This is a genomic window from Arthrobacter sorbitolis (genome assembly GCF_054510995.1).
Map to the genome: position 1 here is coordinate 38,246 of NZ_JBTNDM010000002.1, position 18,379 is coordinate 56,624.

Annotated in this window: 17 protein-coding genes and 1 riboswitch; of the genes, 10 read left to right on the plus strand and 7 right to left on the minus strand. The window is 70.2% G+C overall.

Annotated elements, in window-relative coordinates; translation table 11 throughout:
* Positions 1–3: 3 nt before the first annotated feature.
* Positions 4–414: a DUF6855 family protein gene (locus ACX80K_RS04740; protein ID WP_459270723.1), complete on the plus strand. Its 411-nt coding sequence runs from the start codon at positions 4–6 to the stop codon at positions 412–414.
* 60 nt (positions 415–474) lie between these two features.
* Here the strand turns inward: ACX80K_RS04740 and ACX80K_RS04745 are convergent, their stop codons facing one another.
* The 3 genes from ACX80K_RS04745 to ACX80K_RS04755 form a co-directional block, all read right to left on the minus strand.
* A complete protein-coding gene (locus ACX80K_RS04745) occupies positions 475–807 on the minus strand; it encodes a DMT family transporter (RefSeq protein ID WP_459270724.1) in 333 nt (110 codons plus the stop codon).
* A complete protein-coding gene (locus tag ACX80K_RS04750) occupies positions 804–1,340 on the minus strand; it encodes a TetR/AcrR family transcriptional regulator (RefSeq protein ID WP_459270725.1) in 537 nt (178 codons plus the stop codon). Before ACX80K_RS04750 ends, ACX80K_RS04745 begins: the two co-directional genes overlap by 4 nt.
* Positions 1,341–1,581: 241 nt before the next feature.
* On the minus strand, positions 1,582–3,243 hold the full coding sequence (locus tag ACX80K_RS04755) for a catalase (protein ID WP_459270726.1): 1,662 nt from the start codon (positions 3,241–3,243) through the stop codon (positions 1,582–1,584).
* 74 nt (positions 3,244–3,317) lie between these two features.
* Between ACX80K_RS04755 and ACX80K_RS04760 the strand changes: the two genes are divergently transcribed.
* From ACX80K_RS04760 to ACX80K_RS04780, 5 genes are all read left to right on the plus strand, one after another.
* Positions 3,318–3,782 (plus strand): Fur family transcriptional regulator, encoded by a 465-nt coding sequence (locus ACX80K_RS04760; protein WP_459270727.1) that lies wholly within the window; start codon positions 3,318–3,320, stop codon positions 3,780–3,782.
* Between the two features lie 107 nt (positions 3,783–3,889).
* Positions 3,890–4,123: a hypothetical protein gene (locus tag ACX80K_RS04765; protein ID WP_459270728.1), complete on the plus strand. Its 234-nt coding sequence runs from the start codon at positions 3,890–3,892 to the stop codon at positions 4,121–4,123.
* A gap of 250 nt (positions 4,124–4,373) precedes the next feature.
* Complete coding sequence (locus tag ACX80K_RS04770) at positions 4,374–4,583, plus strand: hypothetical protein (protein ID WP_459270729.1); 210 nt, start codon at positions 4,374–4,376, stop codon at positions 4,581–4,583.
* Positions 4,584–4,640: 57 nt separating this feature from the next.
* Positions 4,641–5,255, plus strand: coding sequence for an FMN-binding negative transcriptional regulator (locus ACX80K_RS04775; protein ID WP_459270730.1), 615 nt, complete (start codon positions 4,641–4,643; stop codon positions 5,253–5,255).
* The gene (locus ACX80K_RS04780) at positions 5,252–6,736 is read left to right on the plus strand and encodes an amidohydrolase (RefSeq protein WP_459270731.1); all 1,485 of its coding nucleotides are present in this window, start codon (positions 5,252–5,254) and stop codon (positions 6,734–6,736) included. Before ACX80K_RS04775 ends, ACX80K_RS04780 begins: the two co-directional genes overlap by 4 nt.
* A 61-nt stretch (positions 6,737–6,797) precedes the next feature.
* On the opposite strand, the gene ACX80K_RS04785 is transcribed toward ACX80K_RS04780, so the two are convergent.
* Positions 6,798–9,272 (minus strand): Ig-like domain-containing protein, encoded by a 2,475-nt coding sequence (locus tag ACX80K_RS04785; protein WP_459270732.1) that lies wholly within the window; start codon positions 9,270–9,272, stop codon positions 6,798–6,800.
* A gap of 27 nt (positions 9,273–9,299) precedes the next feature.
* Entirely contained in the window at positions 9,300–9,935 is a 636-nt protein-coding gene (locus ACX80K_RS04790) for a hypothetical protein (protein ID WP_459270733.1), read from the minus strand.
* A 217-nt stretch (positions 9,936–10,152) separates the two neighbouring features.
* Here ACX80K_RS04790 and ACX80K_RS04795 point away from each other — a divergent pair, with 217 nt between their 5' ends.
* A complete protein-coding gene (locus tag ACX80K_RS04795) occupies positions 10,153–11,316 on the plus strand; it encodes a glycoside hydrolase family 26 protein (protein ID WP_459270734.1) in 1,164 nt (387 codons plus the stop codon).
* 48 nt (positions 11,317–11,364) lie between these two features.
* On the opposite strand, the gene ACX80K_RS04800 is transcribed toward ACX80K_RS04795, so the two are convergent.
* On the minus strand, positions 11,365–12,633 hold the full coding sequence (locus ACX80K_RS04800; RefSeq protein ID WP_459270735.1) for a glycoside hydrolase family 26 protein: 1,269 nt from the start codon (positions 12,631–12,633) through the stop codon (positions 11,365–11,367).
* An 18-nt stretch (positions 12,634–12,651) separates the two neighbouring features.
* Positions 12,652–12,726: riboswitch (cyclic di-GMP riboswitch) on the minus strand.
* Positions 12,727–12,955: 229 nt separating this feature from the next.
* On the opposite strand from ACX80K_RS04800, the gene ACX80K_RS04805 reads away from it, so the two are divergent.
* The 3 genes from ACX80K_RS04805 to paaK are packed head-to-tail and all read left to right on the plus strand — an operon-like array spanning position 12,956 to position 17,025.
* A complete protein-coding gene (locus tag ACX80K_RS04805) occupies positions 12,956–14,899 on the plus strand; it encodes an FAD-binding monooxygenase (RefSeq protein ID WP_459270736.1) in 1,944 nt (647 codons plus the stop codon).
* Position 14,900: 1 nt separating this feature from the next.
* Positions 14,901–15,635 (plus strand): IclR family transcriptional regulator, encoded by a 735-nt coding sequence (locus ACX80K_RS04810; RefSeq protein WP_459270737.1) that lies wholly within the window; start codon positions 14,901–14,903, stop codon positions 15,633–15,635.
* Positions 15,636–15,693: 58 nt separating this feature from the next.
* Complete coding sequence (gene paaK, locus ACX80K_RS04815; RefSeq protein WP_459270738.1) at positions 15,694–17,025, plus strand: phenylacetate--CoA ligase PaaK; 1,332 nt, start codon at positions 15,694–15,696, stop codon at positions 17,023–17,025.
* A gap of 43 nt (positions 17,026–17,068) precedes the next feature.
* Here paaK and ACX80K_RS04820 read toward each other — a convergent pair whose 3' ends face one another.
* Complete coding sequence (locus ACX80K_RS04820; protein WP_459270739.1) at positions 17,069–18,259, minus strand: glycosyltransferase; 1,191 nt, start codon at positions 18,257–18,259, stop codon at positions 17,069–17,071.
* Between the last annotated feature and the right edge of the window lie 120 nt (positions 18,260–18,379).

Sequence of the window (18,379 nt, forward strand, 5' to 3'; positions counted from 1 at the left end):
TCTGTGGTCGAAGGTACGAAAGCCGATCCGTGGCGGCTGGTCACGGCTCCGGGATCGTCCCAGTACACGATGTACGAGGATGCGGAGGGCGACCCCCCGGCCCTGGTCTGCCAGGTGGGTTCCACGACGTTGCGATACCACCTGCGGGCTGTCGGCGACCTGCACGCATGGTTGCTGGAACAGGGCGACTGGGTCCCGCTCGGCGCCGCCGACGAGAAGAAGGCGGCGCCTGAGGGCAGCGTCGAGGCCTGGGCCCGTGATGCCTCCAACCCGGTGGGTGGCTGGTACGGGCTGAGGAACGGCTACCGGGGCAGGTTCGGGATGTACCTGCCGCCGTTGCTGGAGGCGCTCGGCCTCGCCGAGCTCACGCACGAGGCGCGCAACAACAGGGTCCGCGCCGTCGGACGGCCCTGACGGACGAGGGCCCGGGATCCACGGGCCCGCCGTCGTGGTCCGGCCCGCTCGGACCGCGGTTCAGTGGGTTGCACCGAGTTCGATGAGGAGCACGCCGCCGATGATCAGGATGATCCCGAGGCCCATCAGCCAGGTGAGCGGCTCCTTGAAGAGGAACCGGGAGATGATCGCGGTCAGCGCGACGCCGGCCGCCGCCCAGATGCCGTACGCGACGCCCAGCGCCATGCCGGTGCGGAGCACGACGGCGAGCAGGGCGAAGGCGCCCAGGTAGCCGACGGCGACCACCGCATACAGGGCGGGGTACTCGAGCGCACCCTTGAGGGTGAGCGAGCCGGTCACTTCCGCCAGGATGGCGGCGGCGAGCAACAGCCACCCCTTGGTCGTGGTGTTCATGACCTGGTTCCCCCCGTCCCCTCGGTGACGAGCCGCTGGGCGATCCGCAGCAGGGCGTCGTGCTCGTCGTCGCGGACGGCCGGGATGTTCAACGCGGCGTTGAACCACGCGCCGTCCGCGAGCAGCCGGGCTGCTCGCAGGGAGGCCCGTTGGGCAGGATCGCCGTCGATGGCGTCCCCGAACCAGGGGTTCAGGCGCGCCACCCACCGTTCCGCGAGCTGTGCACGGACCCGGGCGTCGACCATGAACGCCAGGTCGCTGGAGTCGAAGTCCCCGGTGAGGGCGTAGTCGACGTAGGCACGCAGTTTGTCCACCGCGGTGCTCGCGTCCGGAGCCTGCGCGACGAGGTCGGCCTCCCACCGGTCGGTGATGCGGTCGATGACGGAGACGACGAGCGTCTCCTTCGTCGAGAAGTGGTGGACCACGCCGGGCTTCGTCAGGCCGGCCTCACGGGCAACGGCGTCGAGGGTCAGCGACTCGCCGCGGCGCAGCACCGTGATCGCATGGTCGAGGATCTCGTTCTTGGAGGGCATGACACCACCATACCTACCATACGTATGGTAGGCATCATGAGGTGCAGACCGGTCATATCCGGACGAGGGTGTCGTGCCTGCGCCGGGTGTGCCGGCTTCCCCGTCCGACGGAAACGGACGGCAGGTCCCACCCCGTGCGGGGCGAGACCTGCCGTCCGCCGTCGGACCCTTGCCTACCGCCCGGAACATATGCTCCGGCGTCGACGTCCGTTGTCGGCCCGGAGGGCGGCCGAAGGGTCGGTCAGCGCGTCACGACGACGTGCTCGTTGGGGACGCAGTGCGTCATGGTCAGTCCCTCGACGTCGCGCGGGCCGTTGCTGCCGAGGTTCTTCAGTCGCGTCAGCTCGTCGTCGGACAGGGTCTGGCTCGCGAGGGGAGGCAGGTCCTTGACCTCGTCGACACCGATGCCCAGGCCTTCACCGACACGTGCTCCCAGCTCGTCGTCGACGAGGTAGAAGTGCCAGACCATGCGCTCCTGCACCGCGCGTGCCGCCTGCCCGATGAGCGTGACGAAGTTGCCGACGAGGTCGTCCTTCTCCCACTGCTCGAGCAGCTGGTACCGCTGGCCCGCCTGCAGGTAGTCGTTGGTGAGGGGGATCCGCTTGCGCGTCAGGCGGCCGTGGATCTCGGGCCCCTGGTCGTCATGGGTGGGGTACTGGCCTTCGCGCAGCCCGCCCGTGACGGAGGGTTCGTAGTTGACGTGAGGATTCTGCCCCGGCGCGCGGTCGGTCCCGTAGGACATCTGCCCGCCGCTCTGGTTCGTGTGCACAGGGGCGTGCTTCGCCGAGTTCACCGGCAGCTGGAGGTAGTTCGGGCCGACGCGGTAGCGCTGGGCGTCGCTGTAGCTGAAGGTGCGGCCTACGAGCATCTTGTCGTCCGAGAAATCGAGCCCGTCCACGAGGACGCCCGTGCCGAAGGAGATCTGCTCGTTCTCGTTGTGGTGGTCCGAGACGTTCCTGTTCAGCGTCATGGTGCCGATGAGCTTCGGCTCGAAGTCCTGCTCCGGCCAGGTCTTCGTGTCGTCCAGCGGGTCGAAATCGAGTTCCGGGTGGTCGCCGTCCTCCATGAGCTGCACGTACAGGTCCCACTTCGGGTAGTCGCCGCGCTCGATGGCCTCGAACAGGTCCTTCGACGCATGGCCGAGGTCCGTCGCCTGGATGTTGGCGGCGTCCTCCTCGGTCAGGCTCTTGACGCCCTGCTGCGGCTGCCACGTGTACTTCACGAGCTTGGTGTCGCCATCGGCGTTGACCCACTTGTAGGTGTTGACGCCGAAACCCTGCATGTGGCGGTAGTCCGCGGGGATGCCGCGGGGGCTGAAGAGGTTCACGAGCATGTGCATCGCCTCGGGGGTCTGCGACATGAAGTCGAAGATGCGCGCCGGCTCCTGCCTGAACGTGATGGGATCCGGCTTCAGGGAGTGGATGACGTCGGGGAACTTGATGGCGTCGCGGATGAAGAACACGGCGAGGTTGTTGCCCACAAGGTCCCAGTTGCCGTCCTCGGTGTAGAACTTCACGGCGAAGCCGCGGGGATCACGGGCGGCCTCGGACGAATCCCGGCCGCCGATGACGGAGGAGAAGCGGATGGCGACGTCGGTCTTCTTGCCCGGTTCGGAGAACAGCTTGGCCCGGGTATGGGTGGCGATCGGCTCGTCGCCGACCAGGCCTGTCGCCACGAAGTCGCCGTAGGCGACGAACCCACGGGCGTGGACCACGCGCTCGGGGATGCGCTCGCGGTCGAAGTGGCTGATCTTCTCGAGGAACTGGTAGTTCTCGAGGGTGGCCGGGCCGCGGGCACCGACCGTCCGGGAGTTCTGGTTGTCGTACACCTGGTGGCCCTGGCGGTTGGTCAGGACGGCCCGGTCGTCCCCCTCGGCGGGTGGCTGGCTGGCGACATCGGTCATGTGGTTCTCCTCACGGTGGACTCTCAACAACAGTTTGTTTTGAGTAGTTCAAAACAAACGGTACAGTGATGAGCATGCCTACCGCACCTCCTTCCCTCCCTGACACCGATCTGCTACGGCAGATGATCAGGGCGTCGGGGCTGAAGGTGACGGCACCCCGGGTCGCCGTGCTGCGAGCGCTGCAGCAGCTTCCTCACTCGAGTGCGGAGCGCGTTTTCGACGGCGTGAAGGACGAGCTCCCCAGTACTTCCCCTCAGGCGGTCTACGGGATCCTCGCGGCCTTCACGGGGGCCGGGCTGGTCCGCCGGTTCGACCCCCCGGGCTCGCCGGCCCTGTTCGAGTGCAGGGTCGGGGACAACCACCACCATCTCGTCTGCATCAGGTGCGCGACTGTCAGGGACGTCGACTGCGTCATCGGGGAAGCGCCCTGCCTGCAGCCGTCCGACGATGCCGGCTTCACCGTCTTCGCCGCCGAAGTGACCTTCAACGGCCTGTGCGAGCAATGCCGTACTTCCTCCACGACCGACGACGACTCCTGATCCCATAACCACCGGGCGCCAACCGACCAGCGGTTCGGTGCCCACCATCCGGGCAGACGCTCACCCGTCCCTATGCCGTCGTGCCCAAAATCCGACAAGGAAGAACCATGACACTCATCGATTCCACCCGCACCGACCTCCGCTCCACCTCCCGCAGCAGCGTGGCACCCACGCCGGCTCAGGGGAGCTACATCACGACGTCCCGCACGACGACGCCGCAGAGGAACGCGAGCACGGGCACCTATACGTCGCGCACGCCTGCTTCGACCGCTCCCGGCAGCTACGTCACGACCGGCGCGCCCAGCGCGGTGTCCGGCGGCTCGTACACCTACACCGGCTAGCCGCCCGAGGTCCGTCAGATCCCTCGCCAGGCACCCGTACCCATGCCGAACCGTCCACCCGGCGCGCTCCGATCGTGCCGGGCAGACGCGTGCCCGGTGGCGGCTGATCACGTCGCACGGCGAAAGTGCAACCGGCCGGCGATCGAGCGGGCCCGGGACCGGACGGCGATGATAGGGAGACCGATGGCGTGCGGAGCAGCCCGGACCGGGCGACCACCCACGCCACGACCACGACCACCGAGGACCTCCTGTGAACGAATCTGCTGAACACCCGAGCCACGACGACTCCGCCGACCAGGAGCTCTCCGCGTCCCTGGCAGGTCATGGCGATCTACCGAAGCACGACGGCGACGAGCCCACGACCCCGGACGACGCCTCAGCGCCGGCAGCGCCCGCCGACGACGACGCGGACGCGCTCGAGGAGATCGAGGACAGCCCGGTCCGGACCAAGAACAGCTGAACCGGCCCACCACGAGCGGTCTCCCCACAGCGGCCGGGGTCTGCCAGAGTATTGACCATGCGCCACACCCCTGCCTTCGTCCTGTCCGATGTCGACGAGGTGAAGCGGCTCGTCCGTGAGAACCCGTGGGCGACGATCGTCTCGACGCCGGCCTCCGGCCTGGTGGCATCCCACTACCCCGTCATGCTCGAGGAGACGTCCGACGACAGCATCAGCATCGTCAGCCATGTCGGGCGCCCCGACGAGCGGCTGCACGAACTCGGCGACCATGAGGTGCTGCTGATCGTGCAGGGGCCCCACGGCTACATCTCACCCGGCTGGTATCCGGGCGGGCAGATCATCCCGACCTGGAACCACGTGACAGCGCACCTGTACGGCACGCCGGACGTGCTGTCCGACGAGGAGAACTTCCGGGTCCTCGGCCGGCTGGTCGACCACTTCGAGCGCGTCATGCCCGACCCCAGCTCGCTCGATCTGGATCGGGAGGGGTCACGGCGGGTGGCGCAGGGCACCGTGGGCATCCGCCTGCGCGTGACGCGCTTCGACGCGCGGCTGAAGCTCAGCCAGGACAAGGCTCCCGACGTGGCCGACCGCATCATCGACGAGCTCGAGCACGGGGAGCACTACGCCCATCCCGCCCTGGCCCGCGAGATGCGGCGGGTACGGGGGTGAGCGGGGGAGACGGCATCCTGCTCCGCTCGGCGCGACTGGTCGGAGGGTCCGGCATGCCCGTCGACATGCTCGTCCAGGACGGGCTCATCACGGCGGTCGGTGAGGGCACGGCGTACGGCGCGATGCCCGTCGTCGACCTGGACGGACGCTGGGTCTTGCCGGGACTCTGGGATTCGCACGTGCACATGGACCAGTGGGCCCTCGTCCGTCAGCGTCTCGACCTGTCCGCGGTGACCTCCGCAGCGGAGGCAGCCTCGCTGGTCCGGGAGCGCCTGAGGACCGCGCCCTCGACCCGGCAGCCGCTGATCGGCTACGGATTCCAGGACGCCCTGTGGCCGGATGCGCCGTCGCGGGAGGTCCTCGACGCCGGGGGCGTCGACGTGCCCGTCGTCCTCGTCAGCAAGGACCTGCACACGCTCTGGCTCAACGCGAGCGCCCTCGCGGAATACGGTTCCGCCGACCATCCGACGGGGCTGCTGCGCGAGGACGAGGCGTTCGACGTCAGCGCCCGGATCGGCACGGTGTCCGAGGAGCAACTCGATGCCTGGGTGGCCGAGGCAGCGGCTGCGGCGGCCGCCCGTGGTGTCGTCGGCATCGTCGACCTCGAGATGACGTTCTCGGTCGACCGGTGGGCACGACGCGTCGCGGCCGGCAGCCGGGACCTGCGGGTGCGGGCCGGAGTGTACCCAGGCGATCTCGACGCCGTCATCGCGCGGGGGCTGCGCACCGGGGACGTCATCGACGGAACCGGGGGCCTCGTCGCGATGGGCCCGTTCAAGATCATCACGGACGGCTCACTGAACACCCGGACCGCGTACTGCCACGATCCGTATCCCGGTCGGGGAGCAGCAGCCGACAGCCACGGGATGTCCACCGTCGGCCGGGAGGAACTGGTCGGGTACCTGCGCCGTGCGTCCTCTGCAGGGCTGGTACCCGCGGTGCACGCCATCGGTGATGCAGCGAACGCGCTCGCCCTCGATGCGCTCGAGGAGGTGGGCTGCGGTGGCAGCATCGAACACGCGCAGCTCGTCGGTGCGGGTGACTTCGAACGCTTCGGGCAGCTCGGCATCATCGCCAGCGTCCAGCCGGAGCACGCGATGGACGACCGCGACGTCGCGGACCGGTACTGGGCCGGGCGGACCGACCGGGCCTTCGCCCTCGGAAGCCTCGTGGCCTCCGGAGCGGAGATCCGGCTGGGCTCGGATGCTCCGGTCGCGCCGCTCGATCCGTGGATCTCGATGGCCGCCGCCGTCTCGCGCGCCCGCGACGGACGGGTTCCCTGGCATGTCGAGCAACGCGTGCTCGCGTCCGTCGCGCTCGCGGCCTCCACCGGGGGACCCGCCACCGTCGCAGCGGGCGCCGTCGCCGACCTCGTCGTCACGGAGACGGACCCGCTCACCGCCGACGATCTCCACCTGCGACGGCTCGAGGTCTCGGCGACGATGCTCGGTGGCCGCTGGACCCACCAGACCCTCGACTGAGCCGGAGCCGGAGCCGGACGCGCGGGAATAGGAGACCCGGCGAACGGTCCAGGGTACGGAATCAGAAGTCCCGGTCGCCGGCGCCGCTCTCCGTCGCGGGAGTGGCGGAGGATCGGATGCCCGTGGGGGTGGCGACGGTGGTGCTGGGGGTCCAGATCATCACGGCCGGCGTGCCCGTGGTGCGCAGGTTCCCCGCACCCGTGGCGGCCGTTCCCAGCGTGACGGTGACGACCGTGCGGGGGACGCCGTTGGTGACGACGTTCGTGGCCGTCATCGTGGCGTTGAACGTGACGGTCCGGCGGTTCCGGACGTAGTTCTGCCGCAGGTTCACCGATCCGAGGTTCACGGCGGCACCGGAGCGCTGCACATCGACCGTGTCGCTGGCGCTGTCCAGGCCGACGAGGCTTCCATCGCGCAGGCGCACCGTCACGGGCAGTGCCGCGCCGTTCCAGTTCGGGGTGACGGTGGCCGGGTTGATGGGCTGGCTGTAGGTGAAGACCAAGCTGTCGCCGGGTCCTGCTGTTCCCGGTGTGTTCGCCGTGCTGGTGGTCTGGATGTCGGTCCCGCGCAGCGGACTGTTGTCCACCCGGCGCTGGGCCACGACGGCGGAGATCGTCTCCCGCCCCGCGGTGTCCGTGAGGACCGCGCGGAGGTCGTACAGGCCGTCGACGACCGAGCGGGTGTCCCAGTCGCAGCTGTACGGGGCGGCGACGAGGGTGCAGCGGGTCGTCCAGGTGGCGGTTCCCGCGGGAGCGGTCTGGATCCGGACCCGGCTGATACCCGCGGTCGAGTTCGCCGAGGCGGTGAGCCTGGCCGTTCCGGTCAGGTAGGCCCCGGGGTCCTCGACCGAGACCGAGGCGATGGTGTTGTCCACCAGGCGGTTGGGCACGACGGCGGAGACGGTGCTGTTCCCGGCGGCATCGGTGGCGATGGCGCGGAAGCCGTAGGTGCCGTAGGGGAGGGTGGTGGTGTCGAGCCGGCAGGAGTAGGGAGCCGTGTCGACGGCGCAGACGGTCGTCCAGGTCGTCGTGCCGGAGCGGGCGTACTGGATCTGGGTCTGGGCGATCCCCGAATGGGCGTCGACGGCGGTCGCGGTGAGGGTCCTCGTCCCGCTCAGGGGTGTACCGGGGTCGGCGACGCTGACCGAGGGCGGGGAGTTGTCCGTCAGGATGTCGGAGAGGGTCTCGGAGTGGACGGTGGTGTTCCCCGAGGTGGCGACGGCGCGCAGGTCGTAGTAGTCGTTCGCGAAGCCGGTCGTGTTCCAGGCGCAGTCGTAGGGTGCGACGAGGTTCGTGCACAGGGCGCTCCATCGGTCGGCTCCTGCCGGTGAGTACTCCACCCGGACCGAGTAGTTCCTCGTGCCCGAGCCGGACAGGGCGGTCGCCAGGATGACGGTTCCACGCTGGACCTCGCCGGGATCCGCCAGCACGACCGTGAAGGCGTTGGCCACCCTGGTTGCGACCTCGGAGGACGTGGTCGTGAGGTCGATGCCGTTGGTCGCCACCGCCCGGAGGGTGTAGGCACCATCGGGTATCCCCCCGGTGTTCCACGAGCACGTGTAGGGCGGCGTGGTTGCTGTGCAGATCGGCGTCCACGCGGTCGTCCCGGCGGAGGCGTAGTCGATGCGGACGATCCGGATGCCCGACTGGGCGTCGGAGGCGTCGGCGGTCAGCACGACGACCGCCTGGACCGATGCACCGGGATTCGCGAGCGTAACCGTGGGGGGCGTCCAGTCGGCCGCCGCAGCGAAGGTGTTCGAGGTGTTGGCGGCACTCGCCGTGAACGCCGCCGAGGAGAACGCGCTCGGGCCCACCGATGCGAGGCCGATCAGGGCCGCCACGATGCCCAGGGCGGCCCCGGTCCGCATCCCGGTCCGCATCCCGGTCCGCGGAGAAGCGCCGACCGGCGGTCGATGTCCGTCGTTGCCCGGATCGTCCCCGCCGGTGCTCGTTCCCTTCCCGTCCCTGGTCCTGGTGCGGGTGGTGAAGACACTGATCGCGATGGCGAGGAGCGTCCCCACCGACCACAGTGCCAGTGACGGGAGATCGTGGTGGGCCAGCCAGAGGCCGGGTAGTCCGATCATCGGGATCAGGAGCCGCGCCTGGCCGGTGATCTGTTCCCGCGCCAGCGGCGTGCTGTCGTTGTCGGTGTTCGCATCCCCGGCGGTGACGAAGGTGCCGTCGGGATTGCCGGCGACGATCCGGTGCAGGCGGGTCTTCTCCACACCGCTGGGCTCGGCCGAAGCGGGGCTCGTGAACTCCACGACCGTCCCGAGGGGGACGGGGGCGCCGTCGTCCAGTGTGCCCGCGAGGACGACGTCGCCGGCGCTGATGTGCGGTTCCATCGATCCGCTCTGGACGACGGTGCCGTGCCAGCCCAGGAGGTGCGGCAGCAACGCGATCAGGGCCAGGCTGAAGACCAGCCCCAGGTACAGCCGGGAGAGGAAGGAGGCGACGAAGGGCACCCAGCCGTCTGCGGAGAGCAGGGCGCCCGGCCGGGAGGCTCCCGGGGCAGGCCCGAGTTCCTCCCGGCTCATCAGGTCGCTACCGCCGTCGGCGCCGGATCAGCGGGCTGCTGGTGCCGGCGCGGCGTCGTCCGACTGGAGCTCCCAGACCAGGTCGATCCCGACCCTGGCTCCCTGCAGCGCGTTGACCTCGTCCTGGCTCATCCCCGTGATGTCGAATCTCCAGGTCGCACGGTAGCTCTGCGTCTCACCGGGTGTCCCCGCCGTCTGCCAGACGGAACCGCCGGTGAGGAAGTCCCTGTTCTCCCGCGCAAGCGTGGACAGGGGGAGTTCGGGAACGGTGTTGGCCGTGGGGGTGAAGCCGGAACAGTTGTTGAAGGAACCACCCGTGCCCTGCTCGAGGTCGAGGTAGATCCGGTTCTCCATCCCGCGGGCGGTGATCAGGTTCTGGGTATAGGCACGCACCTCACCCGCGACGTTGGACTGCGAGGTCACGACGATGCACTTCTGGCCGGTCTGGTTGGGGACGATGTTCTCGATCGTGAAGGCGGCAGCACCGAGGTCGTCGTCGTTGAGGACCACGTTGCCGGTACTCCAGGAGTTCCCGGCATTGCGGGTCGACGCCGTGAAGGCAGCCTGGGAGCCCTGCCAGACCATGCCTCCGGCCAGCAGGACGGCGAGGGGGGCGGCGCCGAACGCCGCGATGGTGCGCATCCGCGCAGAGGGGTTTTTCATGGGAGAGACCTTAGGTTCGAGACCGATGTGGAGACCGACGTGTCAGCGTGGTCCGTGATCGGAACCCCCTTCGCTGATGCTGTCAACGTACGGGGAGGACTCCGGATCACCTAGGAAACTGGGGAGAACCTGAGTATCGGAGGGCGATCGAGCCGCCGGCCCCGCCGGCCGCATCAGGTCCCGGCCGGCGGGGAATGCCGGTAGTAGATTGAACGGTGTGGTCTCACCTCTCGCGCGGATCCTCCCCGCGCTCCTTCTCCTCTCCCTGTGCGCCTGCAACATCAACCCCGCTGCGGAGCCCTGCGAACCCCTCGAGGGCGGCATGCTCGCCCCGGCGGACGGGACGCTGATGGGCGTGAACCTCGAGTGGGGCAGGGAAACCCTCGCCGAGTACTCGGAGAAGCTGGGTCGGCGCCCTGCTGTGGCCGTCACCTTCGCCGACTTCCCGCTCGGTCAGGAAGACCCCGGCCTCCTCGCTTCCGCCGCGGAGCAGGTGCGGCAGGAGGGCGGGATGCTGCTGCTGACGCTCGAGCCGATGGAGGGCCTGGCCGCGGTCACCGACGAGCGGGCGGTCGAGCTCGCAGCCATGCTCGCGCGGTTCAATACCGACGGAGTGCCGGTCGTCGTCCGCTTCGCCCACGAGATGAACGGCTCCTGGTATCCCTGGGGTCAGCAGCCGTCGGAGTACATCGCCGCCTTCAGGCGTGTTGCCGACGCGGTGCACCGGGACGCGCCCGGATCGGCGATGATGTGGGCGCCGAACTACGGAGGGGGGTACCCCTTCTCGGGAGGCGTGCACGAAGCGCTGCCCGGCATGGCCGGGTTCCCGGAGCTGGACACCACCGGTGACGGGGTCCTGACGCCCGACGACGACCCCTACGCGCCGTACTATCCGGGCGACGACGCCGTCGACTGGGTGGGCATGTCGCTGTATCACTGGGGCAGCACCTATCCCTGGGGCGAGAGCGAGATGCCCGAGGAGGGCAAGTTCATCGACCAGTTGACCGGGCAGTACGACGGGAAGAACGGCGACGACTCGATGCTGCCGGACTTCTACGCCGACTACGCCGGAGGTCACGGCAAGCCGGTGGCCATCCCGGAGACGGCGGCGCTCGTCAGGGACGACATCGGTGGCCTGCGGGCCCTGAACATCAAGCGCGCCTGGTGGGAGCAGGTCTTCGATCCCGAGGTCCAGGAACGGTTCCCGCAACTGGCGATGGTGAACTGGTTCGAGTGGAACAAGGTGGAACCCGAGGTCGGCGCCGCCGTGGACTGGACGGTGGTGGAGGACGACGCCGTCCGGACCGAGTTCACCGCCGCGTTGCCGGACTGGTACCGCTTCGCCGAGGGGCCGGCGGACTGCGGGGAACCCCTGGACTAGGCCCCTGCCCGTGGAGCGGGCGGAGCCGGGGGCTCCACCGGCAGGGGATCAGCGTCGTCCGGCGAGAGCGGCCCGGAAGGCGCTGGTCGAGGCATCGCTGCTGTTGATGCGCCAATCGGCCTCCTTGTCGATGTGGAACCAGATCAGGGCCATCACGTCGGGTTGTGCCGAGAGGTACTGGAAGAGGGTCGTGTTCCAGGCCGCCTTCGAACCGCCCACCTCGGAGGACGAGGTCTCGGCGATCATGACCGGTTTCCCCGGTGCCAGCTGCCGCACCTGCGACAACCCCTCCCCGAACAGGGCCTGGGGTTCCTGCCACGTGCTCCAGGCCTGGGAGGTCCCCCAGTTGTAGCCGTCGAGCGCTGCCACGTCGACGTAGTCGGCACCCGGGTACAGCCCCGGGAGCGGTGTGGACCCCCAGTAGGGGACGTTCGGGTTCCAGACCCAGCGGATGTTGGTGGCCCCGGTCGAGGCGACGACGTCGTGGACGTGACGGTACGCGGCGATGTAGTCGCCGGCGCCGTTGCCGTTGATGCCCTCGGCCCACGGGTACCAGTCCCCGTTCATCTCGTGTCCGAACCGCAGGTACACCGGCTGGCCCCACTGCCCGAGGGCCGATCCCCACTGGCGGAGGTAGGCATCGAAGTCGCCGGCCGTGATGCGGTCGAGGGAGTAGGCGGGCTGGTCAGTGCCGCCTCCCCAGGACCAGGGTTCCCAAGTCAGCAGCGTCTCCGCTCCCCGTGCGCGTGCCGCATCCAGTTCGGCAAGGGGAGGCACCTGGTTGAAGTCCTTGTACGACAGCACCAGGGACGGCGCTTCTCCGGCAAGGGTCGTCACCTCGTCGAGTTCCGCACCCGCTGCCGGTCCGCCCTCGGTGCCGACGCCGAACCTGATGCCCTTCGTCGACGCCGGCGCACCCGGCGCAGGCGCGGGGGCCACGACGGTGAAGACGGACGACGCCGTTGCCGCACCTGCGGTCGCGGTGATGGTGACGGAGGACCCCGGCGGGATGACGACCGAGGAGAGGAAGGAACCCTTCCCGTTGGTGCTGATCGCCGTGGCGGAGGTCCCGTTCGTGAGCGACCCGCGGGTGTTCTTGGGGAACCCTACGCCGGTGACCGTCACGGATGTCCCTGCCGGTCCCGTCGTGCTGCTGAGGCTGATCGACGCCGCGGCCTGTGCTGCGGGTAGACCGCCTGCCGAGAAGAGGGCGACTGCGCACACCAGCAGGAGGAGGCGCAGGACGGAACCGCGACGGGCCGTCGGTGCTGCTGCGGGCGGCGCTTCGAACGGGGACAGGGACGGGGCTGGGACCATGACGGACGCCTCCACTGGGTCGGTAGCCCGGCTGACCCGGAGGGTCCCGTGGCTTTGCGTCCCCAGCTCGCACCGGGTTTGCCCTTGCCTCCGGGCGGTCGCCCGGAGCGGACCGGCTAGGAGCCGGGCCTTTCCATCCTGCCTCACGGCTGTCGCGAGGACCGGCGGAACCGCGAAGGATACCGGCAGGATTCCTGCAGGACCGGGTCCCCTTGAGTACTGCCCCGGTGAGGACTAGCATCGGCGTCACGATAATAGAACGACGTGTTCGATTATCGAACACTGCAGCAGCGGCACGACCACGACGAAGTGAGGACAGTCCGTGCAATTCCACCACCACGGTTACGTCTCGGGTGACCCCCGGATCCAGCCCGCAGCAGGCGTCGGGCTCGACCGGCCGCAGGAGCTCCCCGACGAGGTCGACGTCCTGATCATCGGCACCGGGCCTGCCGGGATGATCACCGCCGCGCAGCTCTCGCAGTTCCCCGGCATCACCACGCGGATCGTCGAACGCCGCCCGGGCAGGCTCCCCATCGGTCAGGCCGACGGCATCCAGGCCCGCAGCGTCGAGACGTTCCAGGCCTTCGGCTTCGCCGAGCGCATCACCGAGGAGGCCTACCGGATCGTCGAGATGGCCTTCTGGAAGCCGGACCCCGCGGACCCCTCCCGCATCGTCCGCACGGCACGTCCCGAGGACGACCCGACCGGCATCAGCGAGTTCCCCCACCTGATCGTCAACCAGGCCCGCGTCCTCGACTACTTCGCCGAGTTCATGAAGAACGCGCCCACGCGCATGGAACCCGACTACGGCTACGAATTCGCAGGGCTCGATGTCGACGACGACCGCGAGTTCCCCGTGACGGTCACGCTGGTGCGGACCGCGGGGGAGCCTGCGGGCGAGGAGCGCACGGTCCACGCGAAGTACGTGGTCGGGGCCGACGGCGCCCGCAGCAGGGTCCGCCAGGCCATCGGCTGCAGCCTCGCGGGCAACCAGGCCAACCATGCGTGGGGTGTCATGGACGCCGTCGCCGTCACCGACTTCCCCGACATCCGCCGCAAGTGCGCCATCCAGTCCGGTACGGGCGGCAGCATCCTCCTCATCCCGCGTGAAGGAGGCCACCTGTTCCGCATGTACGTGGACCTCGGCGAGGTGGACCCCGCGACCAAGGGTGCCGTCCGCAGCACCACGATCGAGCAGATCGTCGCGAAGGCCAACACGATCCTCAGCCCGTACACCCTCGACGTGCGCAACGTCGCCTGGCACAGCGTGTACGAGGTGGGCCACCGCCTCACCGACCGGTTCGACGACGTCCTGCCCGAGGACATCGGAACGCGCACACCACGGGTCTTCATCACCGGGGACGCCTGCCACACCCACAGCGCCAAGGCCGGCCAGGGCATGAACGTCTCGATGCAGGACGGCTTCAACCTCGGCTGGAAGCTCGGGCATGTCCTCGAGGGACGCAGCCCCGAGGCCCTCCTCGCGACCTACTCCGCGGAGCGTCAGGTGGTCGCGAAGGACCTCATCGAGTTCGACAAGGAGTGGTCCGCGCTCATGGCGCGGAAACCGGAGGACTTCGCCGACTCGTCCGAACTCGAGGACTTCTACGTCAGCACCGCCGAGTTCCCCGCGGGCTTCAGGACCCAGTACGCGCCCTCCCTCCTCGTCGCCGAGGCCACCCACCAGGATCTCGCCGCCGGATTCCCGATCGGCAAGCGGTTCAAGTCCGCGCCGGTGGTCCGCGTATGCGACGGCGTCCCGATGCACCTCGGCCACCATGCGACGGCCGACGGGCGCTGGCGCATCTACGTCCTCGCCGATCCGGCAGCGCCCGGAGCGGCGTCGGGGGTGGCGGACTTCGCGGCGTGGATCGGGAGCGCCCCCGGCTCGCCCCTCGCCGCGACGCCCGACGGGGCGGACCGCGATGCCTGGTTCGACGTGAAGGTCGTCTACCAGCAGGACCACACGCGGGTGGACATCGGGCGCGTGCCGCCGGAGTTCAAGCCCGCCACGGGGCCCTTCGGGCTCACCGACTACGAGAAGGTGTATGCCGCGGACCCTGAAGCCGACATCTTCGACCTGCGCGGCATCGACCGCGCCGGAGCCGTCGTCGTCGTCCGCCCCGACCAGTACGTGGCGCACGTGCTGCCCCTGGCCGACACCGCGGCACTGGCCGGCTTCTTCGCCCCGCTCCTTTCCGCCCCGCTCCTCGCCGTACCGTCCGATGCCGCATCGGGCCCGCGCGCGGGCCGGGCGCCGGCCTGACATGCACACGGCGGACGACGTGACGGCCGAGGTGGGCACTCCGGCGGCGGCCCCCGCCTCGCAGACGCTCTCCCGGGGGCTCCGCACACTGGAGATCCTGGCCGAGGCGCCGGAGGGCCGGACGACGGCGGAGATCGCCGGGGAGCTGGGTGTCCACCGGTCCATCGCGTACCGGATCCTGCGGACCCTCGAGGAGCATTCGCTGGTGGTGCGGGACGCGGCCGGGAGGTTCCAGCCCGGCCCGGGCCTCGCGAGCCTGGCCCGCGGAGTGGCTCCCCGGCTGCAGACGGCAGCCCTGCCGGAGCTCACGGCGGTCGCGGCCGAGCTGCAGATGACGGCGTTCATCGCCGTCTGGGACCGGCGGCACTGCGTGACCCTCGTGGCCGTGGAGCCGCCCCACGGCGAGGGGACCCTGGTGCAGCGGCCGGGCTCCCGCCACCGGTTCGACGCCGGGGCGCCCGGCATCGCCATCCAGTCGGCGCTGACCGAGGCACGGTGGGACCGGCTCGCGCCGGGGGAGCCCTACCGCGAGGAATCGCGGATCGCGGCGGCCGCCGGCTACGCGGTGAGCCGCGACGAGGTCATCCCCGGCGTCAGCTCCGTCGCAGCTCCCGTCCTCGTGCGCGGACAGCTCCCCGCCGCGCTCGCCGTCGTCTACCTCCGCAGCGACCGCCCCGTCGAGGAGATCGGCGCCCGCGTGGCCGAGGCGGCCCGCGCCGTCGCCTCGGTCCTCTGATGCCCGTGCACCGCGACATCCCCGGAGTCCTCCGGACATACCCTGCGAAGGAGCAGCCATGACCACCCTCCCCCTCCGGGCCTCGGCCGCGGACCCCTCCACCCTCGACGTGGAGGAGACCTGGTCCCGCGACCACCTCGAATCGGAGCAGCTGGAGCGGCTCCGGTGGACGTTGCGCCACGCCTACGCGAACGTGCCCCTGTACCGGCGGAAGTTCGACGACGCCGGTGTGCATCCTGGCGACCTCCGGGAGCTCGCGGACCTGGCGAAGTTCCCCTTCACCACGAAGGAGGACCTGCGCAGCACCTACCCGTTCGGGATGTTCGCGGTGCCGCAGGCGCAGGTGGCGCGTGTCCATGCGTCGTCGGGCACGACGGGCCAGCCCACGGTCGTCGGCTACACGGCGGGAGACCTCGACCGCTGGGCCTCCCTCGTGGCCCGCTCGCTGCGCGCCTCCGGGGTGAAGGCCGGATGGAAGGTCCACAACGCCTACGGGTACGGGCTGTTCACGGGCGGCCTCGGCGCGCACGCCGGTGCGGAGCGGCTCGGCTGTACCGTCATCCCGATCTCCGGCGGCCAGACCGAGCGGCAGGTCCAACTCATCCGCGACTTCGAACCGGACGCCATCCTCGCCACGCCCACCTACCTGCTGACGATCCTCGACACGATGGCCGCGGCCGGGATCGATCCGTCGTCGACGTCGCTCCAGACCGGCGTGCTCGGCGCGGAGCCGTGGACGGAGGGCATGCGGCAGGAACTCGAGGGGCGCATGGGCTTCGACGCGTGCGACATCTACGGGTTGTCGGAGGTCATGGGGCCGGGCGTCGCGGGTGAGTGCGTGGAGTCCAAGGACGGCTCGCACGTCTGGGAGGACCACTTCCGCCCCGAGATCATCGACCCGTTCACCGAGAAGGTGCTCGGTGACGGCGACGCCGGCGAGCTCGTCTTCACGTCCCTGACCAAGGAGGCGCTGCCCATCATCCGCTACCGCACCCACGACCTCACGCGCCTGCTGCCCGGCACCGCCCGCCCCGGGATGCGCCGGATGCAGCGCATCACCGGCCGCAGCGACGACATGGTGATCGTGCGCGGTGTGAACCTCTTCCCCACGCAGGTGGAGGAGCTGGCGCTGCGCATCCCGGCGCTGAGCCCGCACTTCCAGCTCGAACTCACCCGGCCCGAGGGGCAGCGGATGGACCAGCTGACCATCAGGGTGGAGCCCCGCGAGGGGGTCAGCGCCGCCGACGCCGTGGCGGCCGCGGAGGAGCTCCGCCACCAGATCAAGACGCACATCGGGTCGACGTGCGCCGTCGCGGTCGTGGAACAGGGCTCGCTGGTGCGCTCCAGCGGGAAGCTCAAGCGGATCTACGACCTGCGGCCCCGGGGCTGACATGTGACGGCAGGTGTCCGGGCGGGTGCCTCCCGGCGGGCACTCACCGGTGCAGGGTCTCCAGGACGGCTATCGCGGCGGCCGGCCCGTCCTCGGCCGCCATGGACCGTGCAGCCCCGCGCACGGCCGGACGGTACCGGTCGACCTGCGACAGGGCCTCGGCCGCGCGGGGGGACGTCAGCGAGCGTTGCCCGATCGGGGCGGGAGCCAGGCCGCGAGCGTGGAGCCTCGATCCCCAGAAGGGCTGGTCGGCGATGAACGGCACCACGACCGACACGGTGCCGGCCGCGGTGGCCGCGTGGACCGTCCCGATCCCCCCGTGGTGGATCGCTGCTGCAGCCCGGGGCAGGACGACGTCGTGGGCGACCGACGCCGTGACCAGGACATCGGCCCCGGCCACGTCGGAGGGGACGGACAGTCCGCCCAGGCCCGTGGCCACGAGGGCGCGGGCCCCGGTCGCACGGATGCCGCCGATCACCTCCCGTGCCCGGGCGACGGGATCACCTGCGACCATGGAACCGAACCCCGCGTAGACGAAGCCGTCCTCCGAGATGAAGTCCGCCACCTCGGGGGGAACCGGGCCCGGCGCTCCACCACGCCACGGACCGGTGAGGTGGACGCTCGACGGCCAGTCGGCGGGACGGCGGAGGATCGCCGGGCTGATGGGCATCAGCGTCGCCGACGCCGGAGGACGAGCGGACCCCTGCCCGCCGACCAGCCTGGCCACGTCCTTCAGGTCCTGCCGGAACATGGCGGCCCCGCCGGCTGCGGCCCGATAGGTGAGCCGGTTGAACCGGCCGAGATCCCGGGTGACGGTTCCGGCAGCAGGGAACTCAGCGGTCGGCGTCATCACCGGGACGAGCTCGACCCACACGAAGGGGATCCCGAGTCCGGCCGCGATCAGCGGCGCCGACAGGATCTTCGGGTGGGCGACCAGCACGTCCGGGACGTACTCGAGCGCCGCCCTCGCAGACCGGACGAGGACCTCGCGCATCGCCGGACGCACGACCGAGCGGTAGGAGCGGAGGATCGCGGCCAGGGAGACGCCCTGCTGCCCGATGAACCTCGAGTAGTCGACCGCGAGACTGACCACGTCGAGATCGTCGACGTCGACGCCCGAGTTGTCCGGGAGGACCAGGCGCACCGAATGCCCCGCACCCTGCGCCCGCCGCGCGAGGACCGCGAACGGCTCGACGTCCCCCCGGGACCCCGCAGTCACCAGCAGTATCCTCATGGCGCTCCCTCACGAACGGCCGCACCCGCGGGCTGCGGCCCGGGACGAACGACGATAGCCGCTGCGGCGACCGGTGGCCAGAGCCGCCGGGTGCCTGCCGCGTCCGGTCCGGTAGGACCA

Excerpts from the sequence above, each read along its gene's own strand:
- ACX80K_RS04745 (WP_459270724.1), bottom strand. The coding sequence starts at position 807 with ATGAACACCACGACCAAGGGGTGGCTGTTGCTCGCCGCCGCCATCCTG.
- ACX80K_RS04750 (WP_459270725.1), bottom strand. The coding sequence starts at position 1,340 with ATGCCCTCCAAGAACGAGATCCTCGACCATGCGATCACGGTGCTGCGC.
- ACX80K_RS04755 (WP_459270726.1), bottom strand. The coding sequence starts at position 3,243 with ATGACCGATGTCGCCAGCCAGCCACCCGCCGAGGGGGACGACCGGGCC.
- ACX80K_RS04760 (WP_459270727.1), top strand. The coding sequence starts at position 3,318 with ATGCCTACCGCACCTCCTTCCCTCCCTGACACCGATCTGCTACGGCAG.
- ACX80K_RS04765 (WP_459270728.1), top strand. The coding sequence starts at position 3,890 with ATGACACTCATCGATTCCACCCGCACCGACCTCCGCTCCACCTCCCGC.
- ACX80K_RS04775 (WP_459270730.1), top strand. The coding sequence starts at position 4,641 with ATGCGCCACACCCCTGCCTTCGTCCTGTCCGATGTCGACGAGGTGAAG.
- ACX80K_RS04785 (WP_459270732.1), bottom strand. The coding sequence starts at position 9,272 with ATGAGCCGGGAGGAACTCGGGCCTGCCCCGGGAGCCTCCCGGCCGGGC.
- ACX80K_RS04790 (WP_459270733.1), bottom strand. The coding sequence starts at position 9,935 with ATGAAAAACCCCTCTGCGCGGATGCGCACCATCGCGGCGTTCGGCGCC.
- ACX80K_RS04800 (WP_459270735.1), bottom strand. The coding sequence starts at position 12,633 with ATGGTCCCAGCCCCGTCCCTGTCCCCGTTCGAAGCGCCGCCCGCAGCA.
- ACX80K_RS04810 (WP_459270737.1), top strand. The coding sequence starts at position 14,901 with ATGCACACGGCGGACGACGTGACGGCCGAGGTGGGCACTCCGGCGGCG.
- paaK (WP_459270738.1), top strand. The coding sequence starts at position 15,694 with ATGACCACCCTCCCCCTCCGGGCCTCGGCCGCGGACCCCTCCACCCTC.
- ACX80K_RS04820 (WP_459270739.1), bottom strand. The coding sequence starts at position 18,259 with ATGAGGATACTGCTGGTGACTGCGGGGTCCCGGGGGGACGTCGAGCCG.